Annotated in this window: 14 protein-coding genes; 10 read left to right on the forward strand and 4 right to left on the reverse strand. The window is 67.3% G+C overall.

All coding sequences use genetic code 11. The annotated features are described in order from the left end of the window. Positions 1-134: 134 nt before the first annotated feature. From H977_RS0108535 to H977_RS0108545, 3 genes are read left to right on the forward strand one after another with little or no spacing between them, the layout of a single operon-like run. Positions 135-2,846: a circularly permuted type 2 ATP-grasp protein gene (locus H977_RS0108535; protein WP_029107463.1), complete on the forward strand. Its 2,712-nt coding sequence runs from the start codon at positions 135-137 to the stop codon at positions 2,844-2,846. Further along, positions 2,843-3,772: a transglutaminase family protein gene (locus tag H977_RS0108540; RefSeq protein WP_029107464.1), complete on the forward strand. Its 930-nt coding sequence runs from the start codon at positions 2,843-2,845 to the stop codon at positions 3,770-3,772. The genes H977_RS0108535 and H977_RS0108540 overlap by 4 nt, the downstream gene beginning before the upstream one ends. Beyond that, the gene (locus tag H977_RS0108545) at positions 3,765-4,781 is read left to right on the forward strand and encodes a zinc-binding metallopeptidase family protein (protein WP_029107465.1); all 1,017 of its coding nucleotides are present in this window, start codon (positions 3,765-3,767) and stop codon (positions 4,779-4,781) included. Before H977_RS0108540 ends, H977_RS0108545 begins: the two co-directional genes overlap by 8 nt. On the opposite strand, the gene H977_RS32775 is transcribed toward H977_RS0108545, so the two are convergent. Further along, positions 4,751-5,368 carry a TetR/AcrR family transcriptional regulator gene (locus tag H977_RS32775; protein WP_036475601.1) on the reverse strand — a complete coding sequence of 206 codons (618 nt, stop codon included), beginning with the start codon at positions 5,366-5,368 and terminating at the stop codon, positions 4,751-4,753. The genes H977_RS0108545 and H977_RS32775 overlap by 31 nt on opposite strands. Positions 5,369-5,467: 99 nt before the next feature. Here H977_RS32775 and H977_RS0108555 point away from each other — a divergent pair, with 99 nt between their 5' ends. Then, entirely contained in the window at positions 5,468-6,121 is a 654-nt protein-coding gene (locus tag H977_RS0108555) for an FMN-dependent NADH-azoreductase (protein WP_029107466.1), read from the forward strand. Next, positions 6,118-6,438: a DMT family transporter gene (locus H977_RS0108560; RefSeq protein WP_029107467.1), complete on the forward strand. Its 321-nt coding sequence runs from the start codon at positions 6,118-6,120 to the stop codon at positions 6,436-6,438. Before H977_RS0108555 ends, H977_RS0108560 begins: the two co-directional genes overlap by 4 nt. Here H977_RS0108560 and H977_RS0108565 read toward each other — a convergent pair. After that, positions 6,422-7,012 carry a hypothetical protein gene (locus H977_RS0108565; RefSeq protein WP_029107468.1) on the reverse strand — a complete coding sequence of 197 codons (591 nt, stop codon included), beginning with the start codon at positions 7,010-7,012 and terminating at the stop codon, positions 6,422-6,424. The genes H977_RS0108560 and H977_RS0108565 overlap by 17 nt on opposite strands. Before the next feature lie 57 nt (positions 7,013-7,069). Here H977_RS0108565 and H977_RS0108570 point away from each other — a divergent pair, with 57 nt between their 5' ends. From H977_RS0108570 to H977_RS0108585, 4 genes are all read left to right on the forward strand, one after another. After that, complete coding sequence (locus tag H977_RS0108570) at positions 7,070-7,903, forward strand: DUF3097 domain-containing protein (protein ID WP_029107469.1); 834 nt, start codon at positions 7,070-7,072, stop codon at positions 7,901-7,903. A 108-nt stretch (positions 7,904-8,011) separates the two neighbouring features. Further along, positions 8,012-9,319 (forward strand): replication-associated recombination protein A, encoded by a 1,308-nt coding sequence (locus H977_RS0108575; protein ID WP_502691155.1) that lies wholly within the window; start codon positions 8,012-8,014, stop codon positions 9,317-9,319. A gap of 88 nt (positions 9,320-9,407) precedes the next feature. Next, positions 9,408-9,779, forward strand: a complete 372-nt coding sequence (locus H977_RS0108580) for an ArsR/SmtB family transcription factor (RefSeq protein ID WP_029107471.1) — start codon at positions 9,408-9,410, stop codon at positions 9,777-9,779. After that, positions 9,776-10,249, forward strand: coding sequence for an SRPBCC family protein (locus H977_RS0108585; protein ID WP_029107472.1), 474 nt, complete (start codon positions 9,776-9,778; stop codon positions 10,247-10,249). Before H977_RS0108580 ends, H977_RS0108585 begins: the two co-directional genes overlap by 4 nt. 73 nt (positions 10,250-10,322) lie before the next feature. On the opposite strand, the gene H977_RS0108590 is transcribed toward H977_RS0108585, so the two are convergent. Both H977_RS0108590 and H977_RS0108595 read right to left on the reverse strand, forming a co-directional pair. Beyond that, positions 10,323-10,631 (reverse strand): GlsB/YeaQ/YmgE family stress response membrane protein, encoded by a 309-nt coding sequence (locus H977_RS0108590; protein ID WP_029107473.1) that lies wholly within the window; start codon positions 10,629-10,631, stop codon positions 10,323-10,325. An 89-nt stretch (positions 10,632-10,720) separates the two neighbouring features. Further along, on the reverse strand, positions 10,721-11,341 hold the full coding sequence (locus tag H977_RS0108595) for an antibiotic biosynthesis monooxygenase (RefSeq protein WP_029107474.1): 621 nt from the start codon (positions 11,339-11,341) through the stop codon (positions 10,721-10,723). A 129-nt stretch (positions 11,342-11,470) separates the two neighbouring features. Here H977_RS0108595 and H977_RS0108600 point away from each other — a divergent pair, with 129 nt between their 5' ends. Further along, the gene (locus tag H977_RS0108600) at positions 11,471-11,860 is read left to right on the forward strand and encodes a secondary thiamine-phosphate synthase enzyme YjbQ (protein WP_196808201.1); all 390 of its coding nucleotides are present in this window, start codon (positions 11,471-11,473) and stop codon (positions 11,858-11,860) included. Positions 11,861-11,891: the final 31 nt, after the last annotated feature.

Here is an 11,891-nt window from a genome sequence, read left to right on the forward strand (position 1 = left end):
CACATCCCTTCGGTCGGTCAGTTCACTGAATTCAACCAGCGCCGGCCGAATCCGGCCGAATCCGGGCGGCGATCCGCTGGTCTCGGTGCGCCAGCCAGGCTGGACCTGCGTCGAGTGCGTACCGTTCTTCACTGATGGTTCTTCGCGCGAATGGCTCACCGGAGTCCGCTCAAGACACCGGTGTTGCCCTGGCTCCCGGTGTGCCCGACCGCGCCGCCGTGACGGATGTCGACGGGTTGTTGGCCACCTACCGCCGCTCCAGGGCCCAGCGGCCGTTGTTCGACGTACGCGACGACGGTTTCGGTGCGGGCTACGACGAGTTGGTCGACAGCTCGGGCGAAGTCAGGCCGACCTGGCGTGAGCTGGCCGAAGGGGTCGGCGAACGGGGCCGTGACGGGCTGGACAGGCTTCGGGCCATGGTGCGCGGCCTCGTCGACAACGACGGCATCACCTACATCCAGGTGGACCGCCACGGAGAGGTGGTCACCGACGACGACGGCACCGCGGTGCCGGGCCCCTGGAACCTCGACGCCCTGCCCCTGGTGATCTCGGCGGCAGACTGGGACTGCCTGGAAGCGGGCCTCGTGCAGCGGTCACGGGTACTCGACGCGGTGCTCACCGACGTGTACGGCGCCCGCCGCTCGATCACCAGCGGGGTCCTGCCGGCCCGGTTGCTGTTCGCCCACCCCGGATACCTCCGGGCCGCGCGCGGCATCGTGCTCCCCGGACGGCACCAACTGTTCCTGCACGGCTGCGACGTCAGCCGCGGCGGCGACGGGGCGTTCATGGTGAATGCGGACTGGACACAGGCGCCCTCCGGGGCCGGCTACGCATTGGCCGACCGCCGGGTCATCGCGCACGCGGCCCCAGACCTGTACGAGCGCATCGGGCCGCGCCCGTGTTCGCCGTGGGCTCAGGCGTTGCGCCTGGCGCTCCTGGACGCGGCTCCCGAGGCCGCCGATGAGCCCACGGTCGTGGTGCTCAGTCCGGGCATCCATTCCGAGACCGCCTTCGACCAGGCTTACCTGGCCGGGGTGCTCGGCTTCCCGCTGGTGGAGAGTGCGGATCTGGTGGTCAGGGACGGCACCGTGTGGATGCGGTCACTGGGCACCCTCAAACGCGTCGATGTGGTGCTGCGTCGGGTCGATGCCGAGTATGTCGATCCACTGGACCTGCGTCCTGATTCTCGGCTCGGCGTGACCGGTCTGGTGGAGGCGTTGCGCCGAGGTTCGGTCACGGTGGTGAACACGCTGGGCAGTGGAATTTTGGAAAGTCCCGGTCTGGCAAGGTTTTTGCCACAGTTGGCCGAGCTGTTGCTGGATGAGACGCCGCACCTGGCCACCGCCCCGATGTACTGGGGCGGAATCGACATCGAGCGCTCGCATCTGCTCACCAAGCTGTCGTCACTGCTGATCCGGCCGGTGAACGGCGGCGCCACGATTGTCGGGCCGCTGCTCTCGGCCGCGGATCGGGACAACCTGGCCGCGCGCATCGAATCGGATCCCGCCCAGTGGGTTGGGCAGGATCTGCCCCAGTTCTCCACCGCACCAACCAATTACCGGTCAAAGGGATTGTCGGCAGGCAATGTCGGCGTGCGGCTTTTCACCGTGGCCCAGCGCGGCGGCTACGCGCCGATGATCGGTGGACTCGGCTACGTCGTGGCTCCGGGTGCTGCCGCATACCGGATGAACACCCTTGCCGGAAAAGATGTCTGGGTGCAGACACCGCAACGGGTCACGTCCGAGCGCACCCCGACGATCTCCGTCGAGCTGGCCTCGCCGGCTGCGGTGCCGAGCCCGACCGGGGCGGTCAGCTCGCCACGTGTGCTCGCCGACCTGTTCTGGATGGGGCGGTACGCGGAGCGCGCCGAGGGCACCGCGCGGCTGCTGACCGTCACCCGGGAGCGCTACCACGAATACCGCTACCGTCGGGATGTCGACGAAAGCCAGTGTGTTCCGGTGCTGTTGGCCGCGGTCGGCTCGATGACGGGCACCGACACCGGCGATCGTGCCGATGTCCACGAGATGGTCGCGATCGCGCCGAGCACGCTGTGGTCGGCCACCGCCGACCGGCATCGGCCGGGCTCGCTCGCCCAGTCGGTGGAGAGCCTGGGACTGGCGGCCCGGGCGGTTCGTGACCAGATGTCCAACGACACCTGGATGGTGCTGGCCGGCGTCGAACGTGCGGTGCTGCGATCCTCGGTCACCCCACCCCAGTCGCCCACAGCCGCAGACGGCTATCTCTCCACTGCGCACAGCCGCACCTTGGCCGGGATGTTGGCGTTGTCCGGGGTGGCCGCGGAGTCGATGGTGCACGACATCGGCTGGACCATGATGGATCTCGGCAAACGGATCGAGCGGGGGTTGGCGCTGACCGCGCTGCTGCGGACCACCATGACGACGATGCGCGGCGCCGCGGCCGAGCGTGCGCTGACGGAGTCGTCCCTGGTCGTCTGTGAATCCTCGGTGATCTATCGGCGGCGTAATCCCGGACAGTTCAGCGTCGCCGCGGTCGCCGAACTGCTGCTCTTCGATGCGGAGAACCCCAGATCGTTGATCTTCCAGCTGGAGCGCATCCGTTCGGACCTCAAGCCCCTGCCCGGATCATCGGGTTCGTCGCGTGCCGAACGCCTGGTCGACGAACTGGCCATCCGGCTGCGCCGGGTCGACCCGGCAGACCTCGAGGGCATCGCGGAGGACGGCACCCGAACCGAATTGGCCGGTCTACTCGACGGTGTGCATACCGGTCTTCGTGATCTCTCGGTTGTCATCACCGCGGCGCACCTGTCACTGCCCGGCGGGATGCAGCCGCTGTGGGGGCCCGACGAACGGCGGGTGGTGCCATGACCGTCCTCACCGGCGGCGCGCAAACCCGGTGCTACGAGATCACCCATCGCACCGTTTACCGCTATTCCGACGTTGTCACCAGTTCCTACGGCCGCGGTTTTCTCACTCCGCGTGATCTGGCCTGGCAGCGCTGTCTCTCGCACGAACTGGTGATCGACCCGGATGCGGCCGACATGTCCACCGGCCGCGACGCCTACGGGAACATCAGCTCGTACTTCCATGTCACCGAACACCATCGCACTCTCTCCATCACCAGTCATTCCGTGGTGGAGGTGGACCCGCTTGGGCCCGAACACTACTCGGGTGCGTCGGCCAAGGCGCCATGGGAACTGGCCCGCCCGGTCGGTGGCGACGGCGCTCTGGCCGCCGAGTTCACCCTCGACCTCTCACCGCCGGAGATCACCGACGCGGTCCGCGATTACGCCGCACCCAGTTTCGTGCCCGGCCGGCCGCTGATCGAGGTGCTGCGTGACCTGACGTCGAGGATCTACGCCGACTTCACCTACCGGTCGGGTTCGACGACGGTGTCGACCCAGGTTGCCGAGGTGCTGGCGGCCCGTGAGGGGGTCTGTCAGGACTTCGCCCGGCTGGCCGTCGCCTGTCTGCGGGCCAATGGCCTGGCCGCCAGCTACGCTTCGGGCTATCTGGCCACCGATCCGCCGCCCGGCAAGGACCGGATGATCGGGGTGGACGCCACACACGCCTGGGCCTCGGTGTGGACGCCGCAGAACGTCTGGCTCGGGATGGATCCCACCAATGACCAGATGGTCGACGAGCGCTACATCGTGGCCGGATTCGGCCGTGATTACGCTGACATACCGCCGCTGCGGGGCATCATCTACACGGATTCTGACAGTAGCGTGATCGAGGTGTCGGTCGACGTGGCGCCGTGCCCGCCCGATCGGGGACGGTTGCTGCATGCGTGATTTCAACTGCCCGAAGTGTGGCCAGCGTCTGGCGTTCGAGAATTCCCTGTGCCTGTCGTGCCGCAGTCGGCTGGGCTTCTCGCTCGATGACATGGCGCTGCTCGTGATCACCGAAGGGGGCGGCCACGCCGGTGCGGTCGATGAGGATCAGTACCGGTTGTGCGCGAATATGCACTTGGCCGAATGCAACTGGCTGGTGCGCATCGGCGATAACCCGTTCTGTGTGTCGTGCAGGCTCACCCGGACCCGTCCCGCCGACACCGATACCGTGGCGATGACGTCGTTCGCCGAGGCCGAGCAGGCCAAGCGAAGGCTGATCGCCGAACTGTACGAACTGAGGCTGCCGATCGTCGGCCGTGATGAGGACCATGAGTACGGTCTGGCCTTCGACCTGCTCTCCAGCGAGTTCGAGAAGGTGTTCACGGGCCATCAAAACGGTGTCATCACACTGGATCTCGCCGAGGGCGACGATGTGCACCGCGAGCAGTTGCGCATCGCGATGGACGAGCCGTACCGAACTCTGTTGGGCCACTTCCGTCACGAGATCGGCCATTACTACTTCTATCGTCTGGTGGCGCCATCGGCGGACTACCGCGCGCGATTCACCGAACTGTTCGGGGATGCCGACGCCGACTACCAGGCGGCGCTCGACCGGCACTACCGGGACGGGCCTCCGTCAGGCTGGACGGACGACTTCGTCTCGTCGTACGCGACGATGCATGCCGCCGAGGACTGGGCCGAAACCTTCGCGCATTATCTGCACATTCGCGACACGCTGGACACCGCGGCGGCATTCGGGTTCGCTCCCTCTGGGGCCACGTTCGGGCGGCGGCTGCTGGGACCCGCCGGCTTCGACACCCTCATCGAGATGTGGCTGCCATTGGCGTGGTCGCTGAACATGGTCAACCGGTCGATGGGGCATGACGATCTGTACCCGTTCGTGTTGGCACCCGCCGTGCTGGAGAAGATGCGGTTCGTTCACACCGTCGTGGACGAGATCACCGCGTGAGCTAGCCGGGACAGTGCCGCGGCGATCTGTTCGACGCTGAGCCCACGTGTGCGTTGGTGGGTGAAATTCTCTGCCGCCAACGGGGCCAGCAAAACGTCGACGAGCGAATCCGGTTCGGTGACAGCGGCTTCCAACAGCAAGGCACGCACATGCGCTGCCCAGAAGCCGTATGCGCCGGTCGTGAACCTCGCGCCCCCGGCTTCGGCGCCCAGCGCCAGGTCTGCGTGCGTTTCCAGCAGACCGACCATGGCCGAATAGAAGGCGGCGAGCCGCTCCGCGGGAGCGGCGCCCGGTCCCAGTGGTGGGTCTCCCGAGATCAGCTGCTGCTGCAGGTCGCGCTCGTGCTCGTCGAGCAGGGCCAGCGCGATGGCCGCCGTGCTGGGGTAGCGCCGGTACAGCGTTCCGCGCCCGACCCCGGCGGCGGTCGCGATGTGGTCCATGGTCACGGTCCGCGGGTCGTGGGTGGCGAACACCGTGGCTGCCGCGGCAAGGATCTTGGCTCGGTTGCGTGCCGCATCCGCGCGCTCGGTGCCGACGCGTTCGGCACCGGCGTTGTCGGTCGCCAGCAGGTCTACGCCGATGTCCACCACTGCACTGTAACCGACGATCGAAATAATTGGACGAATCGTCCGGTTACCGGCATGCTGAACCGGACGAACCGTCCACTTAACTTCGCAGAGGTTGCCATGACCACACTTCTTCACATCGATGCCAGCGCTCGCCGTAGCTCCATCAGTCGCCAGATCGGCGCCGAGTTCGCCCGGGCATGGCGCGCCGCGCGGCCCGACGGGCGATACCTCTACCGCGATGTCGCTTGTGATCCCGTGCCGTTCATCGAGGAGGGCTGGACGGAACTGTGTGACGCGGTGCTGGCCGCGGGCGGTACCGATCTGGACCGGCTCGACGAGTTGGCGCGCACACCGGAACAGGCGGACGCGTGGGCGGTGGTGCGGCCGCTGCTCGACGAGCTGCGCTCGGCGGACATCGTCCTGATCGGCACCCCGATGTACAACTACTCGATACCGGCATCTCTGAAGGCGTGGCTGGATCAAGTGACGTTTCCTCGAATGTCCCTGGCGCCCAGGCGCTTCGTCGTGGCAACTGCCCGCGGCGGCGCCTACTCGCCCGGGTCGCCCAAGGCGGCATTCGATTACCAGGAACGGTTCCTGCGTGACTTCTTCGCGGGCCACTACGCCGTCACCGACACCGTGTTCATCAATGCCGAGATGGCCAATGCGCGGGTGGATCCGGCACTGGCCCAGTTCCGCGATGCACACGACAGATCCCTGACCGTCGCACTGACCGAAGCGCGTAACCTCGCCGAGGAGTACGCGAGATGAGTTGGCTGCTACTGGGTTTGGCCGGGGCAGTCGAGATCGCCTGGTCGCAGAGCATCAAGCCGACCGACGGATTCACCCGTCCGCTGCCCACCGTGATCTGCGTGGCGATCGGGGCACTGTCGGTCTATCTGCTGTCGTTGGCCATGCGCGGCCTGCCGGTCGGCACCGCGTACGCGGTCTTCACCGGCATCGGTGCGGTCGGTGCCATCGCACTGGGTGTGGTGATCCACCGTGGCCCGTTGGGCGCGGGCCGCACGCTGGCGCTGGCCATGATCGTCGGCGGGATCGTGCTCGCCCGGTTCACGAATCCGGACTGAGCCTGGTGGCTGCCAGGTAGGCGCGCCCGCGTGGCGCGAGCCGGTAGCCGACGTCGAGGCTGATGGTCAGGCCCAGCCCCTTGAGCTGGCGCACGCGACGCTTGAAGCGAGGTACCTCGAGGCCTACGCGTGCCGCCAGATCGGGTGCGCGGACGGTCTCGTTGGCCGCGATCAACTCCAGGTACTGACGCGTCCATGGTTCGGTGGCGGCGTCCCAGCGCGCCAACCGGGCAGAGATCGCGGCGACGTCGGCATCGGTGAGCTCGTTGTCGGCCGCCAGGTCCGGTCGTTCGTCCGGCCCGAGGTATGAGACGCCGATGAGGTAGGTGTGTCCGGCCGGCCTGCGGTCGAGCTGAGCCTGCGCCGTCGCCGCATCCGGATAACCGGCCGCGCGGGCCTGCGCGGAGGTGACCCGGTAATCGCCCGCGCGTTCGGTGACCGACTCGATCCGAATCGTGCCGGCCTGGGTGCGTTGGGTTCCACCGGGCTTGGCCCGGGGCCGGTCCCAGCGTCGCAGCACCAGCGAGATGGTTCCGTCGGCGATGCCGTCGGCGGTCGGCCGATCTAACAGCACGATCACGATCGTATGTCGCAACCTCGTTATCGCCGCGGGCGTTTTTAGGATCGCGGCGTGACTGATCGCTACGGTTCCGACATCCTGTCCCGAAACCCGCACACACCCAAGCTGACTCGATCGAAGGAACAGCCCGCCGAGAAGGGCCTGGTCGTCGAGGACGCTCAGAGCGGATACGTGGGTGCGGTCGTACGGGTCGAGGGCGGCCGGGTCGAGCTCGAAGACCGGCGCGGAAAAGTCCGGGCGTTCCCGATGGGCCCGGGCTTCCTGATCGACGGCAAGCCGGTGAGCCTCGTGGTGCCCAAGCGGGCCGCGGCGCCGGCGCGCACGGCGTCAGGATCGGTCGCGGTGCCGAAGGCCAAGGCGCGGGTTGCGCTGGCCAGCCGCATCTACGTCGAGGGCCGGCACGACGCGGAGCTCGTCGAGCAGGTCTGGGGTGCCGATCTGCGTATCGAGGGCGTCGTCGTCGAATATCTGGGCGGAGTCGACGATCTGGCCGACATCGTGGCCGAATTCGCGCCCGGACCGGGCCGCCGGCTCGGCGTGCTGGTCGATCACCTCGTCACGGGCTCGAAGGAGGCGCGCATCGCCGACGCGGTGCGACGGGGCCCAGGCGGTGAGAACACGCTGGTGGTCGGGCACCCGTTCGTCGACATCTGGCAGTCCGTGAAACCGGCACGGCTCGGGATCAAGGCCTGGCCGACCATCCCGCGCAGCGTGGAGTGGAAACACGGCATCTGTGAGGCGCTGGGTTGGCCGCACCAGGACCAGGCCGACATCGCGCGAGCGTGGCAGCGGATCCGCGGCCGCGTTCGCGACTGGAACGATCTGGAGCCCGCGCTGATCGGCCGGGTCGAGGAACTGATCGACTTCGTCACCGCACCGGCGTAGGCCGTCGTGGCGGCGTGGTAAGCAGAAGGCGTGTCCGACGGATTGTTCGACGTGCCAGGTGACCCGGGGCCGGGTGACCCCGGCGCGCTCGCTGCGCCCGGCACGGGGTTGGTCGGCTCCTCGCGCGAGCGCTCGTCGGCACCGTTGGCGGTGCGGATGCGCCCGGGCGGCCTCGACGAGGTCGTCGGCCAATCCCATCTGTTGCAGGCCGGTTCGCCGCTGCGCCGCCTGGTGGAGGGGTCCGGAGCGGCGTCGGTCATCCTGTACGGCCCGCCCGGGACCGGCAAGACCACCCTGGCCTCGTTGATCTCGCAGGCCACCGGACGACGGTTCGAGGCGCTCTCGGCGTTGAGCGCCGGCGTCAAGGAGGTCCGCGCCGTCATCGAAAAGGCGCGGACGGCCCTCGTTCACCACGGTGAACAGACCGTGCTGTTCATCGACGAGGTGCATCGCTTCTCCAAAACCCAGCAGGACGCGCTGCTGGCGGCGGTGGAGAACCGCGTCGTGCTCTTGGTCGCGGCCACCACGGAGAACCCGTCGTTCTCGGTGGTCGCGCCGCTCCTGTCGCGCTCGCTGATCCTGCAGCTACAGCCACTGGCCCCGCAGGACGTCCAGCTCCTGCTGCGCCGCGCGATCGCCGACCCGAGAGGTCTGGGTGGCGCGGTCGAGGTCACCGACGAGGTCGTCGACCTCCTGGCACAACTGTCCGCCGGTGATGCGCGGCGGGCGCTGACCGCGTTGGAGGTGGCAGCGGAAACAGCCGGTGCGCCGGGTGGCGTCGTCACCGTCGAGATCATCGAGCAGTCGTTGGACAAGGCGGCCGTGCGCTACGACCGCGACGGCGATCAGCACTACGACGTCGTCAGCGCCTTCATCAAGTCGGTTCGCGGATCGGACGTCGACGCCGCGTTGCACTACCTGGCCCGGATGCTGGTGGCGGGGGAGGACCCCCGGTTCGTGGCACGCCGGTTGATGATCCTGGCCAGCGAGGACATCGGGATGGCCGATCCGACCGCGCTGCAGACCGCCGTCGCCGCGGCTCAGACCGTGCAGTTGATCGGGATGCCCGAGGCGCAGTTGACGCTGGCGCACGCCACGGTGCATCTGGCCACCGCGCCCAAGTCGAATGCGGTGACCACAGCCCTGGGCGCCGCGATGAACGACATCCGGGCGGGCAAGGCAGGGTCGGTGCCGCCGCACCTGCGGGACGGGCATTACTCGGGAGCGCAGAAACTCGGCAACGCCGTGGGCTACAAATACGCTCACGATCATCCGGATGGCGTTGTCCCACAACAGTATCCACCAGATGACTTGATGGGTGTGGATTATTACCAGCCGACCGGTCGGGGCTTCGAGCGCGAGCTGACCAGCCGGGTCGACAAGCTGCGCGCCATCATTCGCCGCATCCGTCGCTGAGTTCCGCCCGTCCGGGCCTTGACAACGCACTGAAGGTAGCCCTAACTTTGTAGTCAATCAATTGGTTGATCAACGGAAAGATTGATTATTGGAGCGTGATGGGGATGTCGACGGAAACCTGGATCGGGCGTTTTTGGCCCTGGCCGATCCGGTCCGGCGAGCGATGGTGGCACGTCTGTCCCGTGGACCGGCGACCGTCAACGAATTGGCGGAACCCTTCGCCATCACGAAACAGGCTGTCTCCAAACACATTCAAGTGCTCGAACAGGCGGGTCTGGTCACCAGGACCCGAGACGCACAGCGTCGGCCGGTCCATCTCGACGCGGCCGCGCTGGAGGGGTTGACCGCATGGATCGACCGCTATCGGCTCGACGCCGAACGCAGTTACCGCAGGCTCGATGACCTGCTCGCCGGAATGCCACCGAAACCGACCGACAAGCCCGAGGAGAAACCGGAATGACGAACGCGCTCAATCTCACTGCACCTGTCGACACCCTGGCAATGGAGTTCACCCGCCCTTTCGACGCACCGGTGGATGCGCTGTTCCGCGCCCACGCCGAGCCCGAGCTGGTCACCCGATGGCTGGGACCGCACGGACTGGAAATGTGGATCGAGCACTGGGATTTCCGTACCGGCGGCGGCTATCGCTATCAGCACTCGGACGCGTCCGGTAGCTACGCTTTCAACGGCGTCTATCACGTGGTACGCCCGAATGAGCTCGTCATCCAGACCTTCGAATTCGAAGGCGCCCCAGACATGGTCAACATCGAGTACCTGTGGTTCGACGATCTGGGCGATGGTCGCAGTCAGCTGCGCGGACGCTCGATCTGCCCCAACACCGAAGCTCGTGATGCCCTGCTGTCCTCGGGTATGGAGGGCGGGATGACCGAGGGGTACGAACGCCTCGACACGCTGCTGGCCGCTCGCTGAACGAAACGGTGCCCAGTGCAAACGGTCCCGGCCGCGGAGAGCGGGCGGGACCGTTTGCACTGCGGACTCGACGTCAGCGGAGCAGGCCGGAGCGCCGGCCGCCCAGCAGGCCTGTCTTTCTGCGTCCCATCATCGCCGAGACCAGCGCCACCCCGATCGCGGCGACGATGACCTGCACGAGAAGTTCGAGCCAGTCGATGCCGTTGGTCATCGTCGGAATGCCGAGCGCACGCGCGATCGCGCTGCCGATGAATGCGGACACGATGCCGACCAGGATCGTCACCAGTATCCCGATGGGTTGTCTGCCGGGGACGATCAGCCGGCCGATGAGGCCGACCACGATGCCGATCAGAATCGCGCTGATGATGCCGGTGATGGTCATTTTTCCTCCAGGGCTGAGTTGGACTGCAACGAGATACCCCGGGCGACCACCGCTCAAACGGTGCCGTCAATTCTGGGACTTGTACTCGGTCAGGCCATCTCGGGAACCCGTAGGTGCGCCAGCGCGAGTTCGTACTCGCCGACGTTCAGCTGATCGGCGCTCAGGTCACGCAGTCGGTCCGTCCGCAATGCCCTGGCCTGATCGCGGTTGCGGTCCATCGCTTCCGCGCTGTCGAACGTGGCCGAGGACACCGCGCGGCCCGAGGCCCTGTCGAGCATCAGGCTGGCACTGCAGAAGCCCTCGAGGTCCTCCATCGCCGGCAACACCGACGTCCGGTAGAAGTCCACCGCTCGGTCGAACAGTTCGGGACGGGTCCGCAGCCAGGTGGCCCGCACACAGGCTCCGGGTCCGGAGTACTGCTCGCGATGCACCACCGCGATCTCCCATTCGTCGACTTCCGCGGTGCCGGCGAACATCTCCACCACCCGGTGACGCATCGGCGCTATCGCGGCCGCGCTGGCATGCATGGCATCTTGGGACCGCCAGGCCGTCGTCAGGACGCACTCGCCCGACTCCCGGTCCACCATCAGAGACAAGCCCACACAACCGTCCACGGCGTCGAGGGCGGGCATGACCTCGTCGCGGCAATGGGCGATGCCGGCGTTGATGGCATGGGTGCGCGCTGCGATCGTGGTTGAACGTGCGAACACGATCCACCTCTTCCCTGAAGAGGGTGGCGCCCCGGCGGCGCCACCGGTTCCACTCCCACCTTCCTCCGCTGCGTCGCAGGTGGCAATGGGGTGGCGGAAGCCTCGTAGGCTGGGGCGATGGATACCGACGTGATCGACGTGGACACCTCGCGGCGGCGCATCGTCGATCTCACCGATTCGGTGCGCGAGTTCTGCGGCGCGCACCGCGATGGCCTGTGCAACGTGTTCGTCCCGCACGCGACGGCCGGTGTGGCCATCATCGAGACCGGCGCCGGCTCCGACGACGACTTGCTCGATACCCTGGAACGGTTGTTGCCGCGCGACGACCGCTACCGGCACAGCCACGGTTCGCGAGGCCATGGCGCAGATCACGTCCTTCCCGCCCTGGTGTCGCCGTCGGTCACCCTGCCGGTCCAGGCCGGGAACCCGCTGCTGGGAACCTGGCAGAGCGTGGTGCTGGTCGATCTCAACCGCGACAACCCGCAACGTTCGGTGCGGCTGAGCTTTCTGGGGGCGTGAGGCTTGTCGCCCTGTTCGGGGCGAATGCGCA

The organism is Mycobacterium sp. URHD0025, assembly GCF_000426065.1.
In the GTDB taxonomy this organism is placed as follows: domain Bacteria; phylum Actinomycetota; class Actinomycetes; order Mycobacteriales; family Mycobacteriaceae; genus Mycobacterium.

Excerpts from the sequence above, each read along its gene's own strand:
- H977_RS0108585 (WP_029107472.1), top strand. The coding sequence starts at position 9,776 with ATGACGAACGCGCTCAATCTCACTGCACCTGTCGACACCCTGGCAATG.
- H977_RS0108545 (WP_029107465.1), top strand. The coding sequence starts at position 3,765 with ATGCGTGATTTCAACTGCCCGAAGTGTGGCCAGCGTCTGGCGTTCGAG.
- H977_RS0108540 (WP_029107464.1), top strand. The coding sequence starts at position 2,843 with ATGACCGTCCTCACCGGCGGCGCGCAAACCCGGTGCTACGAGATCACC.
- H977_RS0108590 (WP_029107473.1), bottom strand. The coding sequence starts at position 10,631 with ATGACCATCACCGGCATCATCAGCGCGATTCTGATCGGCATCGTGGTC.
- H977_RS0108560 (WP_029107467.1), top strand. The coding sequence starts at position 6,118 with ATGAGTTGGCTGCTACTGGGTTTGGCCGGGGCAGTCGAGATCGCCTGG.
- H977_RS0108535 (WP_029107463.1), top strand. The coding sequence starts at position 135 with ATGGTTCTTCGCGCGAATGGCTCACCGGAGTCCGCTCAAGACACCGGT.
- H977_RS0108555 (WP_029107466.1), top strand. The coding sequence starts at position 5,468 with ATGACCACACTTCTTCACATCGATGCCAGCGCTCGCCGTAGCTCCATC.